Origin of the sequence: Xanthomarina sp. (assembly GCF_035306605.1) — a bacterium.
In the GTDB taxonomy this organism is placed as follows: Bacteria; Bacteroidota; Bacteroidia; order Flavobacteriales; family Flavobacteriaceae; genus Xanthomarina.
Genome location: NZ_DATGNR010000067.1, coordinates 16,674 through 33,252, shown reverse-complemented (window position 1 = coordinate 33,252; position 16,579 = coordinate 16,674). Strand labels below are relative to the sequence as shown.

Sequence of the window (16,579 nt, the reverse complement as noted above, 5' to 3'; positions counted from 1 at the left end):
AGTGACTTTTTAATTCGTGTAAACATAAACATAATTTATAAAAATAATTTTAATTCAATTAAATTGTTTATCTGTTTTACAGGTTGATTTACTGTGGTTTTTAAATAATTAAAATGAATAGCTTCCATGCCAAAATTAATAGCTCCTTCAATATCTGCCTCTATATTATCTCCAATCATAATACTAGTTTCTGGAGTAGCATTTACTTTACTTAGGGCATGACTAAAAATCTTTGGGTCTGGTTTTTTAACACCTACTTCCTCTGAATCCGTAACCGATTTAAAAAAATGATGAATATTCGAATTCCTTAGCTTACTTTTTTGTGCTTCTTGAAACCCATTGGTAATAATATGAAGTTGATAATTAGGTTGTAAATACCTTAGGACATCTACGGCATCTGAAAACAAATGATTAAATGAACTTAAATATGCAATATAATCATCAGACAGTTTATTGATTAAAGTACTATTTGCTTGAAAGGAAATTCTTTTAAAAGTATCGTCCAATCTATTATAGCGTAAGGATTCTTTGTCTATTTTACCCTCTCTGTAAAGTTTCCAATATTCCATATTAATAGGCTCGTAGTGCTTTAAAAATTCTTCCAAATTTAAAGTCACGTTGTGGATTTTAAATATTTTATCGAATGTTAACGCTGAGTTTTTATCAAAATCCCAAAGGGTATGATCTAAATCGAAAAAAACATCCTTAATTCCGTTTATTTTCATCTGCTGAATCTAAAATAATATTAAACAATTCTTTATAACCTCTCCATCTATCTACATCGCTAAAAGTATAGTTATGAAACACAGGAACAAATTCACCATTCACCTTTTTCACTTCGTTAATTAACTCGTTTAAAGCCTTTTTCTTGTCTAAAAGTGAATGTATTTTCAACAAGGAATAATCGAGTAAATGGTACGAGGTAATTTTTAATGGAGTTTGCAATTCGTAATCTAAATCGTAAAAGAAAAATGGGGTGCAAGTACCTGCCCTAAAACCGGCGTGATTAACATAGCCCATGGTATAATCTTCTAAAACCTCAACCTCAACTAAATTTCTATAAGATTCTGGCAAGTTAAGTTTAGAAAATGACTGCCTAGAAGCTGTTAAAGAACTATTCAAAATAGCTTCCATACGTGATTTTTCACGCTTTAGCATGCTAACATCTTCTAAGGCAAAATAGGAAACTTTCAATCCAACGCGACAATAATCTGCTACTTGTTTGATTAAGGTTACAAAATTCTTTTTTTGAGGATCTATGCCCTTATCATAAGTAGAATAATCACCTATTAAAAAGAAAAATAAAAACTTATAATTGCTGTGTTTTTGTTTGTTTATAATGTATTTAAAAGTGTCATAAGTATCTCTCTTTAAGCCAAAAAGAACCATATACCTATAGTATAGTCTTTTAAAATTAAACGTAAATAGGTCTTTTACTGTACCTCCAAAAGTTCTTATAATTCCTTTTAACTTGAAATTATAGGCTGAAGGCACATCAATAATTGGTTTTATGGAATACCGTCTTTCAGGGAACTGAAAATCTGGATAGTTTTGCTCAAAGACTTTTCTAAATTTATAAGCCCAAATATCAACTACAGGTTGATGTAGAAATCCATGCTTTAAACTCAAACTTTCATTGGCAGTAAAACGGCCAAATTGATCTTTTACATGTGGCAGATACTCTTCATAGCGACTTAACAAATAAAAAGCTGCCGAAAAAATATCAAAAGGAATGGCGCTTTTTTCACCCGTGTAAAAAAAACATTTGGTCTCCTCCCAATCTTGTACATGAATGTCAACATCAGAAATTCCTTGTTCAAATAAAATTTCATGACTCCTCACAAAAATCTCGTTACTTAAAGGTTGTCTAGCGTACGACATTTTTAGACTATCATGAGCTATAAACTCCTCGACAGTAGTAGTGAAATTAACCGGAATCCCTAATATTCTTGTAAATATCTGTTTAAAGGAATATTTTAATCGAGGTGATATTTTATGCGTATAAACTAATAACATAGATGAATATAGATTCCAAATTTAAGATTTTATGTTGACCGAAAGACAGATTAAACTCAAAAACATAAGTTAAAACTCAATCAACATACTTTTTGAAATTATACTATGAATTCACAGCTAAAGAAAACCCTCATCAGCAAAGCTAAAGTAGGCTTTTTCGGTTATGATAACGTGGTCAAGCACTTTAATATCCAAACTTTCTCCAGCTAGTTTTAACTTCACAGTAATTTGTTTGTCGGCTTCACTAGGTTTTAAGGTACCAGAGGGGTGGTTATGAACCAAAATTAATCCAACTGCTCCAACTTCCAAAGCATTTTTAAGTACCAAACGAACATCAACTAAAGTGCCGGTAATTCCACCTTTGCTTAATTGATTTTTTTGAATAATTTTATTGGAATTATTTAAGTACAGAATCCAGAATTCCTCGTGAGGCAACTCTCCTAAAATAGGCTGCATAATTTGAAACACTGATTGGCTAGAAGTTATTTTCTTTTTCTCTAAAACCTCCTCTCCTCCTCTTCTTCTACCTAACTCCAAAGCCGCTGCAATTGTAATTGATTTAGCCTCTCCAATGCCTTTAAATTCCATTAACTGTTTCAATGAGAGTTTACCCAATGCATTGAGATTATTATCAACACTAGCTAGAATGCGCTTGCTTAAATCGACTGCACTTTCATTTTTATTTCCAGACCCAATAAGTATGGCCACCAACTCCGCATCACTTAAGCTAGCTTTGCCTTTGTCGCGAAGTTTTTCTCGTGGCTGGTCGTTTTGGTTCCAGTTTTTAATAGTAAATGTTGTTGATTTCCCCTGCATCTAGTAAATATAATTATTGTAATTTACAGAAGCAAAAAAAATACAATTATGAACTCACTGTTTAATACTGAAAGTCAAGAATATATATTAACTAGAATTAATAATCTGAATGAAAAATCACAAGCCAAATGGGGAAAAATGAATGTAAACCAAATGTTAGCTCATTGCCAAAAACCCTTAGAAGTAGCTAACGGGAATTTACAATTAAACACGAAAATTAGTTTTCCCAAAAAACTCATGTTTAAGCTATTTAAGCCATTAATGTATAACGATAAACCTTGGCAGAAAAATTTGGGAACGGTTAGGGAGTTTAGAATAGCAGACACAAAAGAATTTACCATTGAAAAAAGCAAATTGATTGACGCCCTCAATGAGTTCTCTAAAAAACAGGATAATACTAATTGGCCTCTACATCCACTATTCGGAAAATTCAATACCGATCAATGGGGAAAAATGCAGTACAAACATCTAGATCATCATTTAACTCAGTTTGGCGTTTAAATTTTAAGCAACTACTAGAAAAACTACTTGTTTATAAGCACCCAAAGTTCAACCTCTTCCTTGGCCCTCCAATATTGATCTCGTTTGGTAAGTTTAGAAGCCGATTTTACTGATTTTTTCAGATAAGTTTCTAATAGAAACCTTCCTCCATGGGCTAATTCCTTTTCTATTGGATGCTCGGCTGCCTGATCTGTAATTTGAGCTAGATTTGAAAATAATAGAACGAGCTTACCATTCGGCAAAAGTCTTTGCTTGGCTCCTTCGAAAAAATCTGGAAAAAGAGTATTGTTATAGTAAATAGCTTTATCCATTCTATCTAGGTCTCGGGATTCAGACAACCAAGGTGGATTAAAAACTATGAGTTCAGTCTGATTTTTCCACTTACCAAAAAGGTGACCAAAATCCAATTCAATCTTTCTTGATAATTTTGTGTTTTCAATAAAGTCTGTTAATCCAATAATGGCGTTAGGGTTTATATCCGTTCCATATACTTTTTGGAAACCGTGCTTTAGAATTTGAAAAGATAAAACTCCACATCCTACTCCAATATCTAATGCTGACTTTTTAGAACCTTGGTAACGGTTCAGCCAATTATCGAAAAGTTCTAGGTGTTCAAAACGGGTAGGAAAATAGGTTCCATAGTATGGATGTATTTTATTTCTCAATACAGGAATATGAACTCCTTTTTGATACCACTGCCAAGAACTGTTTAATCCTTGAATTTGAGGGAATGACAACAAAAACTCTTTATTTTCTGGATATAGTTTTTGCAACCAACCAATACTAGGCGACTTTTTAACAACCAACTTATAATCAACAACTTCCAATAAAATTAAATTGGATAATCTGTGGTATTGCTGCCGATATTCTCGTTGCTCTTGAAACGTTTTGTTTGGTAACTTTTTACTTAGATACTTATGTAGCTCCTGAAGAAGTTCTAATCCACTATGATAAAAATCTTCAATTAAAATATAGTTTCCTGCTTCTAATACTTTAAAAACAAATGAAACATTGTCGCCATTTTTATACGATTTTACTTTTTCATCAAACAAAAGTGGCTCCGGCTTATTTACTTTTATGTTTGTCATCATTAATTGCTTTTCTTTTTCGAAAAGATAGGCAATGTTGTCTGCCGATTACTACAATATGTAAACTATTATCTAAATGTTTGAATAAGGGATGAGCATTACTCAATTAATCCCTTAACTTCATCAAAATCTAAGCCGCCATAATTACCTGAACTCATAAGCAACAAAGTTTTGTTTTTAAAGTTTTGCGAAAACAAAAAGTTTTTAAAGTCGTTTGGATTTGTATAAATAATTAGATCGTCACGATCGAAAGCTTTAGCAATTTGCTCGTGTGTAACTTCCTCTAATTTTTTAATTTCTACCGCATGTGGTGAATAAAAAACTACGGCAACATCAGCTGCATCCATAGTTCCCTTATATTCTTTTAAAAACTCTGCATTTAAACTGCTATACGTATGTAATTCTAAACAAGCTACTAAAGTTCTATCCACGTATTGCTCTTTTACAGCTTGAGTAGTAGCTTGAACTTTTGAAGGTGAGTGAGCAAAATCTTTATAAGCAACACTATTTTTAGTTTCTGAAATTTTTTCCAATCGCTTACTAGCTCCTTTAAAAGTGGCAATAGCCTCATAGAAATCGTCTTCGTCTATTCCCATATGTTGGCAAATCCACTTTGCTCCCGCTAAGTTGTTTAGGTTGTGTTTCCCAAAAACTTCAATAGGCAAAGGTCCTTCGGGAGTTTCCAATAGAGTTTGTCCATTTTCAACCGTATATTCTGGGGTTTGATATGGCAGTTTTCTAATAGTATTTTCACTAGCTTCAACTACTTTTACAACTTCTAGGTCTTCTTCGTTATAGGTGATACTACCTCCTTTTACGATACTATCCACGAAAATGCTGAATTGCTCTAAATAATTCTCATAAGTTGGGAACACGTTAATATGATCCCAAGCAATTCCACTCAACAAAGCAATATTTGGTTTGTAAAGATGAAATTTTGGTCGTCTATCTATAGGCGAGCTCAAATACTCATCCCCTTCAAGAACCATAAAGTCATTTTCCTCTGTTAGTTTTACCATAACATCAAAACCTTCTAATTGTGCCCCAACCATATAATCAACATCGCGATTATGATAATGCATGACATGAAGAATCATAGAAGTAATGGTGGTTTTCCCATGACTACCACCAATAACCACACGTGTTTTGTTCTTGGATTGTTCGTACAAAAATTCGGGGTAGCTATAAATTTTAAGTCCCAATTCCTGAGCTTTTAAAAGTTCCGGATTATCTGCCTTTGCATGCATCCCTAAAACAATAGCATCTAGTGTGCTAGTTATTTTTTCAGGAAACCAACCGTAAGCTTTTGGTAACAACCCTTTGGCTTCTAATCTAGATTTAGAAGGTTCAAAAATAGTGTCGTCACTTCCTGTTACTTGATATCCTTTGTTATGTAGGGCTAAGGCCAAATTGTGCATGGCGGAACCACCAATAGCTATAAAATGTACGTTCATGGTTGTATTTTGTAGTGGTTTCAAAGATACTTTTTTTGAGAGAAACTTGCGAATAATTTTGCTCGATGTTTAGCTAGATTGCTAAAATCCTTAATTAAAAGTTCCGCAATAAAAACACCGATTTTTTATAACAACCTTGTCTAAGAAATTAAAGTTTCAGGATAGCACGCTTTTCCTCTTGAAACACCTTAATCTTTGGAAGTTCATTTATTGCTAAATCAATATACTTCAAAGCCTCACTTTTATTGTTTTTATGACTATAAATTTGTGCCAACCTGTAATTAGCCCACGCTATTGGAACGCCATCTTCAGGAGCATAATTCTTTATATAGCTTTTTAAACAAGCTTCACCCTTTTTCAATTGGACATTATATTCAGCAGACACTTTTCCTAATTGATAATGTAAAGCATTACGCTGTAATTTTGTTTGTGCTTCTTCTATATTTAAAATAGCTTTCTCTGGTTGCTTCTGCTTTTCGTAAAATTCACTTAATTTGGTATAACATGTAATAGATCCTCCTGTTTGGATGGCTTTCTTATAATACAGTTCTGCTAATTCTGGCTCGTCAGCATATTCAAAAATATATCCTTTAGACAAATACCCATCTACTTTGGAGAGTTGTTCTAACTCATTGGCATACTTCAACGACGTGCTTTGACTTCCACCCACTATGCCTGGTAATTGCATATACAACTCCACCAAAGCCCATCGGGTTTCAATATGAGTTTTATCTAATTGGGCAGCCATTAAAAAAGCTGTTTTAATATCGCTTAAATAAGTTAATGCCGTAAGTTTATTAACCGACAGCGCCTTCATACCTAAGGCGCCACCGTATTTATAATGATAGTTTGCTACTTCAGGTTTTAACTTGGTTAGTTTTTTATATTGTACAATGGCTTCATCCCATTTTTTTTGGTAACTAAAGGCATCTCCCAATAATTCAATGGCTTTTATATCCGTTGAATTATTAGCAACGATAACCCCTGCCAATTGTTCAACTTTTTTATAGTTTTTCTGTTCCAATAAGAATTCTAAATCAGGGTAGGAAGTCTGTGAGAAGCCCAAGAACGGAATCAATAAAAATAAAACTAAAATCTTCATATAGTTGAGAGCTAATAACAAAAGTAATGTTTATATACCATTAAAAAAATGAGTATTTTCACACAAGCGATATCACTTTTCTAGTTCATCCATTTTTTTGGAACGTAATTTGAGTATATCCTATCACAAATATTTTCTCATGAAAAACTATATAGCCATCTTAACAATCATACTTTTTGCTCAATTTTCGCAAGCACAAGACAAACAATTCGAAAAATTATGGAAACAAGTAGAAATACTTGATAGTGACAATTTCCCTAAATCTGCTTTAAAAGTAGTAGAACAAATTGAAGCCTTAGCCATAAAAGAAAATAATAAACCTCAACAAATAAAGAGCCTTTTATTTAAAAGCAAATACGCTTTAATTTTAGAGGAAGAAGCCCAATTAAAAATTGTTAATGATTTTAAAACAGCAATTTCAAAAAACGAAGCACCTATAAAAAACGTTTTGGAAAATATGCTTGCAACCATTTATTGGCAATACTTTCAAGAGAACAGATACACCTTTTACAACAGAACAAAGTTAGAAGATAAAACAATTGCAACCGATTTTAGGACTTGGGATTTACAAACTATTTTTAATGAAATCCAGCTACATTATAGCAATTCACTAAAAAACAGCGCACTACTACAAAAAGAAGATTTAAGCAGGTATTCCGCAATACTTTTAGAGCAAAAAAACTCAAAATTATTTAGACCCACTTTATTTGATTTATTAGCTCATAATGCTTTGTCGTTTTACGAAACTACCGAAAACAGCATTACCAAACCTGCATATAAATTTCAAATAGATAATGAAGTCTATTTAGGAGATGCCAAGAGTTTTTCAAATTTAAAAATCGAAGCTCAAGACTCAACTTCGTTAGAATTACATGCTTTAAAAGTATATCAGGAATTAATTTTATTTCACTTAAAAGAAAACAACCTAGAAGCGTTGGCAGATGTAAATATTCTACGTTACAACTTTGTTAAGGAACATGCCACCTTTCAAAATAAGGACCATTTATTAATTCAAGCTTATAAATCGGAAATTGAGCAGGTAAAATCACACGAAATTTCTGGATTATACAATTTTGAAATTGCGACTATTTACTATCAAAAAGGTTTAGATTATCGGACACTAATTAATGAAGAAAATCGTTGGAAGATTAAAGAAGCTGCCCAATTATGTGATAGTATTATTAAAGAATTCCCTAAAAGCAGAGCTGCCGAAAAAAGTCAAATCCTATTAAATCAAATACAGCAAGAGTCCTTGAGTATTGTTGCAGAAAACTATTTACCTATACAACAAGATTCCAAAATTTTAGTGACTTATAAGAACTTAAATACTCTAGATTTTAGCATTTATACAATCTCTGAAAAACAATTTAAATCTTTTAATGAAATCTACAAAACGCAAGAAAAACTGGATTTTATTAATAAACTAAAAGCAGATAACTCGTGGAAAAGCAATTTAAAAAATGAATTAGACTTCCAGGAACACAGTACAGAACTCCTAGTACCTAAATTAGACAATGGGCGTTATTTAATAGTAGCTAAAACCAATTTAGAGAATAATATTTTTGCCTATACAACATTACAGGTTACTAATATTGGTGTTGTTGAAAAAACAGGACACGACAAGCAAGTATATCAGTTTATAAATCGAAACACAGGTGAACCATTAAGCAACCTTGAGGTTAAATTCCATTATATAAAAAACTATAAAAACACCGAAAATAACAAAACCTACACGACCAATTATTTAGGCGAAATTGAATTAATTAAAGGCGATTTTAATTGGTCCAATATTACCATTGAGGCAACTTGTTCCGAAGAGAAGGCTTATTTTGGATATTACTATTTAAATAAAAAATACGAACCAAGAGAAGTTCAAGAACAATATAGAGGTTTCGTGTTTACAGACCGAAGTATTTACAGACCAGGACAGATTGTATATTTTAAAGGCATTGCTTTACGCAGCGAAAAGGACCAAAAATCCTCAGTTCTACCTAAAACAACTTTGAACGCCATTCTTTACAATGTAAATAACGAAGAGCTTAAACGATTGAAGTTGGTTACTAATGAATTTGGATCTGTTTCTGGTGAATTCATATTGCCAAACTCCGGATTAACAGGCCAAAATTCTATTAAACTAGAATCAAATTCAAATAATGTTGCATTGCGGGCAACCAACTATTTTTCCGTTGAAGAATACAAGCGACCGAAATTTGAAGCCAAATTTAATCCAATAACCGACTCATATAAAATTAATGATTCTGTTACCATAAAAGGTCATGCTTTGGCCTATGCTGGAAGTAATATAACCAATGCAAAAGTAATTTATAGAGTACATAGAAAAGTTCAATTTCCTCGCTGGTACTATTGGTTCAGACCAGCTTATTTTAGCGAACCTCAAGAAATTATTCACGGTGAAAATACTACAAATGACAAGGGTGAATTTGAAATTACCTTTAAAGCAATTCCTGACACTAGTGTAGACAAAGATAACCTTCCTATATTTAATTATGAAGTAATTGCAGATGTTACCGATTTAAATGGAGAAACACGTTCGGCAACCACCGTAGTTAATGTGGGCTACCATGCTTTAACTGCTACAGTTACAACCAAGGAGTCATTAAATAAATTAGGAAAAGATCACAAGCTTCATATTGACACTAAAAATCTGAATGGAGAATTTATTCCTGCTGAAGGAAACATAAAAATCTACAAGCTTCAAGCTCCTAATTTCGTATTACGCCCAAGACCTTGGAGCGCTCCAAAGTACCAACTTCTTTCTGAAACTGAATTTAAAAACAAGTTTCCTTATGAAGCCTATAATAATGAAGACAATGCTACAAATTGGAAAAAAGGAGAGCTTGTTTTTGAAAAATCTTTCAATACAGAAAAGTCCAAAGAGCTTGAACTGGGAAATATCAAAAAATGGGATTCAGGACAATATATTATTGAATTAGAAAGCAAGGACAAATTTGGTCAAGAAGTAAAAGATCAAACAAGAACAGTTCTTTTTAGCCACACTGATAAAACCTTGGCAGACAAGCAACTTTTTAGTATTTCCACTAATAAAGATAATTATGATATTAACGACACTGTAGAGCTCACTTTAGGTTCAGCTGCCGAAAAATTAACTGTAACAGTTGAAATTGAAAAAAACAAACGCATAGTAAACACCTATATCATAAAACTAAATAACAACAAGGAAACTTTAAAAATTCCTGTTTCCAAAGAAGACTTAGGAGGCTTTGCTGTTCATTATAGCTACGCTTATCAAAATAGTTTTAGCTCCGAAACAAAGAGCATTTCTATTCCTTATCCTAAATCCGATTTAGAAATTGAAACCAAAACCTTTAGAGACAAATTAGAGCCTGGACAAGACGAAACATGGAGTTTCAAAATTAAAGGCCCAAAGGGAGAACAAGTTTCTGCGGAGTTATTGGCTAGTATGTATGATATGTCTTTAGACCAATTTAGAACTCATAATTGGAGTTTTAATCCAATTCAAGCATCGGTTTATTACTCTAATTACAACCGAAATGCTAGAAACAGCTTTTCTACAGAAAATTTTAGAACTGAAAATTTCAGAATTAGAAATAACAGGTACTTCCCACAAACTAACTACGATCAACTTAATTGGTTTGGACTATATTTTGGATACGGTTATCCTGAATTAATGTTAAGATCGAAAACCGAAGGGATGGCTCATTCAATGAATCGAGTTGAAGATAGTATGCTTGAAATAGCTGTAGACGAAGAAAGTTCTATAACCATACCTGACCCTCCATCTCCAGAATCTCCAAGTGAAGGGAAGGAAAATTTCTCTGAAATTAAAGTTCGTACAAACCTTCAGGAAACAGCATTTTTCTTTCCTCAATTACAAACAGATGAAAAAGGGCATGTAAGTTTTAGTTTCACCTCACCAGAAGCTTTAACTAAATGGAAATTGCAGTTATTAGCACATACCAAAAACTTAGAATCTACTATAACGAGTCTAGAAGCGGTAACTCAAAAAGACTTAATGGTTATACCAAATACGCCACGTTTTTTACGTCAAGGCGATGAAATTACCATAAGCACCAAAATTGCAAACCTGACTGAAAACGAACTTTCAGGTCAAGCTATTTTACAATTATTTGACGCAACCAATGGAAAAGCAATTGATACGGCTTTAAACAACACAAATAACATACAAACATTTACAGTAGATGGAGAAGGAAATACAGAAGTGTCATGGAACTTATCTATACCAGATAATATAGCTGCTGTACAGTACAAAATAATTGCAAAAGCTGGTAGTTATAGCGATGGTGAACAAAATGCACTTCCTGTTTTATCAAATAGAATCTTGGTTACTGAAACTCTACCAATGTGGGTTCGTTCTAACCAAACAAGGACCTTTACTTTAGATAAACTTAAGACTAATCGTTCAACAACACTGAAACATCATAAATTAAGCTTAGAAATAACTTCAAATCCTGCATGGTATGCGGTTCAAGCCCTTCCTTATTTAATGGAATATCCATACGATTGTAATGAACAAATATTCAGTCGTTATTACTCAAACTCTCTAGCTAGTTATATTGCAAACTCAAATCCTAGAATTAAAGAGGTATTTAAACAATGGGCTTCCACCGATGCACTTCTTTCCAATTTAGAAAAGAATCAAGAGTTAAAATCTATTTTAATTGAAGAAACACCTTGGTTACGTGATGCACAAAACGAAACCGAACAAAAGAAACGAATAGCTCTGCTCTTCGATTTAAACAAAATGACAAGCGAATTAGAAAGAAACATTCGCAAATTAGAACAAAATCAAATGAGTAATGGCGCCTGGGCGTGGTTCCAAGGTGGCAAACCTAATAGATATATCACACAACATATCATTTCAGGCTTTGGTCATTTAAACAAACTACAAGTCACTTCAAATAATAGCGAAAATTCAATCATTACAAAAGCTATGGCTTACTTGGACCAAGAGTTTGTTCAAGAATACAAGAACATTACCAAATACAACTCGAAAGCAGATTTAAACTTAAACCATTTAAGCTACACACAGTTACATTATTTATACATGAGAAGCTTTTTTCCTGATTTAAAAAAATCAAAAGAAGTTGAATCCATCATTCGATATTATCAATCTCAAATTCAGAAATATTGGACTAGTCAATCATTATATTCAAAAGGATTAATGGCTTTAATCTCACATAGACAACAAGATAAAACTACAGCATCAAAAATATTAAAGTCATTAAAAGAGAACAGCATTAGTAATGACGAATTAGGAATGTATTGGAAAGAAAATACATCATCTTGGTATTGGTATCAAGCTCCAATAGAAACACAGGCCTTAATGATAGAAGCCTTCTCAGAAATTGAAAAGGATGTTGAAACTATCGATAACCTAAAAATTTGGCTTCTTAAAAACAAACAGACAAACAGTTGGAAAACAACTAAAGCAACAACCGAAGCTGTGTATGCCTTATTACTTCAAGGTAGCGATTGGCTTTCAGTAACCGATATGGTTGATGTAGTAATTGGAGGAAACAAAATTGAACCAACTAGTCTAGAAGACGTAAAAGTAGAGGCCGGAACTGGATACTACAAAACCTCTTGGACTGGAAGTAATATTAAGCCAGATATGGCAGATGTAAGTTTAAGCAAAAAAGGTGAAGGTATTGCTTGGGGTAGTTTATACTGGCAATATTTTGAAGATTTAGATAAAATATCTTCAGCGGAAACACCTTTAACTCTTAAGAAAAAACTTTTCTTAAAAACAAATACAGATCTAGGTGAAGAGATTTCTGAAATAACTGAAAACACTAAACTAAACATCGGTGATATAATTCGTGTACGAATTGAATTATCAAGTAATCGAGATATGGAATTCCTACACATGAAAGATATGCGTGCTAGTGGCTTAGAACCTTTAAATGTCTTGTCGCAATACAAATGGCAAGATGGATTAGGTTATTATCAAAGCACTAAAGATGCCGCCACTAATTTCTTTTTTGATTATTTACCTAAAGGTATTTACGTTTTTGAGTACGATTTACGTATTAGCAATGCTGGAAATATGAGCAATGGAATTACAACTATTCAAAGCATGTACGCACCAGAATTCAGTAGTCATAGCGAAGGAGTTAGAATTTCTGTAGATTGATAGTTTTTAAAAATAAAAAAGAATTTCATAACTATTTATTTGTTGTTAACTTAACACTTTAATTATTAACTTTGTACACTATTAATCTATTTTGAAAAGCTAAGTTGAAATACTCTTTGAAATTTTTAATCTTTTTATTCTTAATCCATTCGTGTGCTAGTGTTAATGAACAATCTAGTGAAAAAGAAGAACCTAATAGAATCGTGTTTGTTACTTATAAAATCAAAAAAAATAAGGGCAATGAAACAGAAGTTAGCTTTCTAAATCATAAACTTGTGGATGGAAAAATTAAAGGATATTCCAATAACGACTTAAATACAACTGAAGGAGACTTAAAATGTACATTTTTAGACAATAAAAGAACGGTCTTACAAGTGGTAAACATTAAAAATCCTCTAAAACGAATAGTTGAATACGTAAATGACTCCGGTAATCTAGAGAAACGTCTCATCGAACTAGATAGTTCCCAATTTATAATAAGGGCTCCTTTTATAAAAAACACACAGTACCTTGAATTACGTGAGGTTACTAAAGGCGAAAAACAAAAAAAGCTGCTTTCTACCAAACTTTAATTATATGAAAAAAACATTACTCTCAATTCTTACTTTAATTACATTTCAAATTTCTTACACCCAAGTTTTTGAAGGCGAATACATAAGACAATCAGGCAATGATGATAATCGTATTAATATAGTTATCATGGGAGATGGTTACCAAACAAGTGATTTTACCAAATTTGGTATAGATGCAAACAACTTTGTTACAGATATGTTCAGCCAATCCCCTTTTAAGGAATACAGCAATTATTTTAATGTTTATATAATAAAAGTTCCTTCAAATGAAAGTGGAGCTAGCCATCCAGGAACCGCTTCAGACGAAGAAGCTTATAATAATGTTCCTGTTTTAAGTGTAGATAATTATTTTGGAATTAGCTACGACAGCTATAATGTACACAGATTGTTGTACACGGAAAATTCGGCGGCTATTACAAGTGTTTTAGCCGATAATTTCCCACTTTATGACCAAGGTTTAATTCTTGTTAACTCTCCTTATTACGGAGGTAGTGGTGGTATGTTCCCAATAGCTTCAACCGGAGATAACTCGAGTGAAATAGCAATCCACGAAATTGGCCATTCGCTTATAAACTTAAAAGATGAATACTATCCAGGAGATTTATTAGCCGAAGAAGGAATAAACATGACACAAGAAACAAACTCTAGTCTAGTAAAATGGACTAATTGGATGAGTAGTAATGGTGTTGGAATATATCCTTATGGTTCAACTGGATCCGAAGCCACATGGTTTAGACCACATCAAGGTTGTAAAATGCGTTTTTTAGGCTACCCTTTTTGTTCTGTTTGTAAAGAAGGAATTATTGAAAAAATACACGATTTAGTAACCCCAATCGATTCCTATTTACCAAATAGCAGTTTAATAGAAGACCCAAGTTTCCCTTTAGATTTTAGCTTATCTCTCATTACTCCTTCACCAAATACATTAGAGAGCACATGGACACTTAATTCAAATAACTTCGCATCAAATGTAGACAACATAAGCCTGTCGGAAACCGATTTAAACGAAGAAAACAATACGCTTACTGTAGTAGTAACTGACAATACACCGTTGCTAAGGGTTACAAATCACGAAACGGTACACGCTTACTCAGTAACTTGGAACATAAATATTTCAACAATAGGTATCACTGAAATTACAAGCGAGGAAAACAGGTTAAGCATCAGTATGTTCCCTAATCCATCGCAAGACCTTGTAAGTTTTTCTTATAAAAGCACCTTAGGTTCCAACTTAACTGTTGAAATAGTTAGCCTAGATGGAAAAAAAATACTGGCTACAGACATCTCTAATAAGGAAAATCCAACAATTGATATCAGTTCATTTAGTTCTGGGGTTTACCTTGTTAATTTCTATTCGAACAAGGTGCTTATTGCTAATAAAAAACTGGTTAAAAACTAATTAAACATTTAAAGTTAATAAAACTAAAAAGGAGGCTTTCAGGAAAGCCTCCTTTTTTTCGAATTCAGAATTTATTAAAACACCAATCCAGAGATTTTTTCTGTATTAATTAGTAAAGCAAAAAAAATCAATTATTTGGAGTCATGCTCGGTCTAACTTCTATTTTACTAGGCAAAGTTCTTGGATTCATTTTTAACAAGTCTACAACCAGTTCTCCAATATCTTCAATTTGAATTTTCCATGCATCGCTCTCGTCTGGCTCATTGCCATTAAAATATGTCGAAACAGAACCTGGCATAATAGTACTTACTTTAATTCCATACTGCCTTAAATCTAACATCACGGCCTGAGTAAATCCGGTAACACCAAATTTACTTGCGTTGTAAGCTGAACCACCTGCAAAAAAATTAGTTCCAGCTAAACTTGAAATAGTTATATAATATCCCTTTGTTTCTTTTAATGCAGGAATACTAGCTTTAATGGAATTAAAAACACCTGTTAAATTCGTATCAATGGTTTCATGCCATTGATCTGAAGTCAATTCTTCAATATTACCAAAATGACCCAATCCGGCATTTGCTATTACAACATCCAACTTTCCAAACGTATCAACAACTTGTTTTACAGCCGCTTCTTGACTTGCTAATTTTCTAACATCAGCTTCTAAACCAAGAGCTTTAGCAGAAGTTTTCGACTCCTGATTTAAGCGTGTAGCAGCTTCTTGAGCCGATGCCAAACTTCTACTTGTTATAGCAACGTGAACTCCTTGCTTTAAAAGGGACAAAGCAATACCATATCCAATTCCCTTGGTACCTCCTGTAATAAACGCAACTTTATTTTGTAATGATTCCATAATCTAATTTTTAAATGAAACCAAAGTTACAAAATGAAACACAGCTTAGAGATTTTGGACTGTTATGAAAATGATAAAGTTATTATTACTTCTTAGGAGGAAATCCGTTAAGAACTTTTTCGACTATCTGCTTAAATTTGTCCTCTCGATCTTGAGGATTATCTCTTGGGACATCTGTTTCAGTGGAAATAGCTTGCCAAAATAACTGATTGGTCTCTGCATCGAAAAATCCAAATTTAATTTGTCTAGACATATTGGGTTGGCCAATAGGAATTCCCACTGAAATACCGCCGCCAATATTACCACCACCGCCTCCAACACCTACTCCAACTGATGAATTACTTCGGTTTTCTTGATAGGTAGAACTCTCTATACGTATGATAAAATCTGAATCTTCTAAAAGTGTAAAACCTCTCGACCCCATTTCGAAATCTAAGACCTTAAAAAATCGTTTAGCATCTAGTTCGCTCAGTCCTGTATTCATATTAGAATAGTAACTGTAAGATTTATATTTGGAAAAATCTGTGCCTTTTTCGTAGTCGTAATTAATGCTAACACCACAGGAGAAGAAAAAAAGGAAGAATATTGAGGCTAACTTTTTCATTTTTCTTTTAAAGATAA

The 16,579-nt window shown here is 32.8% G+C and carries 12 protein-coding genes; 4 read left to right on the top strand and 8 right to left on the bottom strand.

What is annotated here, in order from left to right; translation table 11 throughout:
- Positions 1 to 35 precede the first annotated feature (35 nt).
- The 3 genes from VKY41_RS09680 to radC all read right to left on the bottom strand — a co-directional run bounded on the left by VKY41_RS09680 (position 36) and on the right by radC (position 2,832).
- Entirely contained in the window at positions 36 to 725 is a 690-nt protein-coding gene (locus tag VKY41_RS09680; protein ID WP_500814248.1) for a YjjG family noncanonical pyrimidine nucleotidase, read from the bottom strand.
- Positions 706 to 2,016 (bottom strand): polysaccharide deacetylase family protein, encoded by a 1,311-nt coding sequence (locus VKY41_RS09675; protein WP_500814247.1) that lies wholly within the window; start codon positions 2,014 to 2,016, stop codon positions 706 to 708. The genes VKY41_RS09680 and VKY41_RS09675 overlap by 20 nt, the downstream gene beginning before the upstream one ends.
- A gap of 117 nt (positions 2,017 to 2,133) precedes the next feature.
- Complete coding sequence (gene radC / locus VKY41_RS09670) at positions 2,134 to 2,832, bottom strand: RadC family protein (RefSeq protein ID WP_500814246.1); 699 nt, start codon at positions 2,830 to 2,832, stop codon at positions 2,134 to 2,136.
- Positions 2,833 to 2,880: 48 nt separating this feature from the next.
- On the opposite strand from radC, the gene VKY41_RS09665 reads away from it, so the two are divergent.
- Positions 2,881 to 3,333 (top strand): DUF1569 domain-containing protein, encoded by a 453-nt coding sequence (locus VKY41_RS09665; protein ID WP_500814245.1) that lies wholly within the window; start codon positions 2,881 to 2,883, stop codon positions 3,331 to 3,333.
- Positions 3,334 to 3,356: 23 nt separating this feature from the next.
- On the opposite strand, the gene VKY41_RS09660 is transcribed toward VKY41_RS09665, so the two are convergent.
- From VKY41_RS09660 to VKY41_RS09650, 3 genes are all read right to left on the bottom strand, one after another.
- On the bottom strand, positions 3,357 to 4,424 hold the full coding sequence (locus VKY41_RS09660) for a methyltransferase (protein WP_500814244.1): 1,068 nt from the start codon (positions 4,422 to 4,424) through the stop codon (positions 3,357 to 3,359).
- A gap of 95 nt (positions 4,425 to 4,519) precedes the next feature.
- Complete coding sequence (locus VKY41_RS09655; protein WP_500814258.1) at positions 4,520 to 5,875, bottom strand: UDP-N-acetylmuramate--L-alanine ligase; 1,356 nt, start codon at positions 5,873 to 5,875, stop codon at positions 4,520 to 4,522.
- A gap of 148 nt (positions 5,876 to 6,023) precedes the next feature.
- Positions 6,024 to 6,977: a tetratricopeptide repeat protein gene (locus tag VKY41_RS09650; RefSeq protein ID WP_500814243.1), complete on the bottom strand. Its 954-nt coding sequence runs from the start codon at positions 6,975 to 6,977 to the stop codon at positions 6,024 to 6,026.
- A 139-nt stretch (positions 6,978 to 7,116) separates the two neighbouring features.
- Between VKY41_RS09650 and VKY41_RS09645 the strand changes: the two genes are divergently transcribed.
- The 3 genes from VKY41_RS09645 (at position 7,117) to VKY41_RS09635 (ending at position 15,105) form a co-directional block, all read left to right on the top strand.
- Positions 7,117 to 13,134: an alpha-2-macroglobulin family protein gene (locus VKY41_RS09645; RefSeq protein ID WP_500814242.1), complete on the top strand. Its 6,018-nt coding sequence runs from the start codon at positions 7,117 to 7,119 to the stop codon at positions 13,132 to 13,134.
- A 116-nt stretch (positions 13,135 to 13,250) separates the two neighbouring features.
- Positions 13,251 to 13,706 carry a hypothetical protein gene (locus VKY41_RS09640; protein ID WP_500814241.1) on the top strand — a complete coding sequence of 152 codons (456 nt, stop codon included), beginning with the start codon at positions 13,251 to 13,253 and terminating at the stop codon, positions 13,704 to 13,706.
- Positions 13,707 to 13,710: 4 nt separating this feature from the next.
- Positions 13,711 to 15,105 (top strand): T9SS type A sorting domain-containing protein, encoded by a 1,395-nt coding sequence (locus tag VKY41_RS09635; protein ID WP_500814240.1) that lies wholly within the window; start codon positions 13,711 to 13,713, stop codon positions 15,103 to 15,105.
- A 127-nt stretch (positions 15,106 to 15,232) separates the two neighbouring features.
- On the opposite strand, the gene VKY41_RS09630 is transcribed toward VKY41_RS09635, so the two are convergent.
- Both VKY41_RS09630 and VKY41_RS09625 read right to left on the bottom strand, forming a co-directional pair.
- On the bottom strand, positions 15,233 to 15,958 hold the full coding sequence (locus VKY41_RS09630) for an SDR family oxidoreductase (RefSeq protein ID WP_500814239.1): 726 nt from the start codon (positions 15,956 to 15,958) through the stop codon (positions 15,233 to 15,235).
- Between the two features lie 85 nt (positions 15,959 to 16,043).
- Positions 16,044 to 16,562 (bottom strand): DUF4136 domain-containing protein, encoded by a 519-nt coding sequence (locus tag VKY41_RS09625; protein ID WP_500814238.1) that lies wholly within the window; start codon positions 16,560 to 16,562, stop codon positions 16,044 to 16,046.
- Positions 16,563 to 16,579: the final 17 nt, after the last annotated feature.

What these genes read in the sequence shown, in the direction of transcription:
- VKY41_RS09650 (WP_500814243.1), bottom strand. Translation starts at nt 6,977, where the DNA reads ATGAAGATTTTAGTTTTATTTTTATTGATTCCGTTCTTGGGCTTCTCA.
- VKY41_RS09635 (WP_500814240.1), top strand. Translation starts at nt 13,711, where the DNA reads ATGAAAAAAACATTACTCTCAATTCTTACTTTAATTACATTTCAAATT.
- VKY41_RS09630 (WP_500814239.1), bottom strand. Translation starts at nt 15,958, where the DNA reads ATGGAATCATTACAAAATAAAGTTGCGTTTATTACAGGAGGTACCAAG.
- VKY41_RS09680 (WP_500814248.1), bottom strand. Translation starts at nt 725, where the DNA reads ATGAAAATAAACGGAATTAAGGATGTTTTTTTCGATTTAGATCATACC.
- radC (WP_500814246.1), bottom strand. Translation starts at nt 2,832, where the DNA reads ATGCAGGGGAAATCAACAACATTTACTATTAAAAACTGGAACCAAAAC.
- VKY41_RS09655 (WP_500814258.1), bottom strand. Translation starts at nt 5,875, where the DNA reads ATGAACGTACATTTTATAGCTATTGGTGGTTCCGCCATGCACAATTTG.
- VKY41_RS09625 (WP_500814238.1), bottom strand. Translation starts at nt 16,562, where the DNA reads ATGAAAAAGTTAGCCTCAATATTCTTCCTTTTTTTCTTCTCCTGTGGT.
- VKY41_RS09660 (WP_500814244.1), bottom strand. Translation starts at nt 4,424, where the DNA reads ATGATGACAAACATAAAAGTAAATAAGCCGGAGCCACTTTTGTTTGAT.
- VKY41_RS09645 (WP_500814242.1), top strand. Translation starts at nt 7,117, where the DNA reads ATGAAAAACTATATAGCCATCTTAACAATCATACTTTTTGCTCAATTT.
- VKY41_RS09675 (WP_500814247.1), bottom strand. Translation starts at nt 2,016, where the DNA reads ATGTTATTAGTTTATACGCATAAAATATCACCTCGATTAAAATATTCC.
- VKY41_RS09665 (WP_500814245.1), top strand. Translation starts at nt 2,881, where the DNA reads ATGAACTCACTGTTTAATACTGAAAGTCAAGAATATATATTAACTAGA.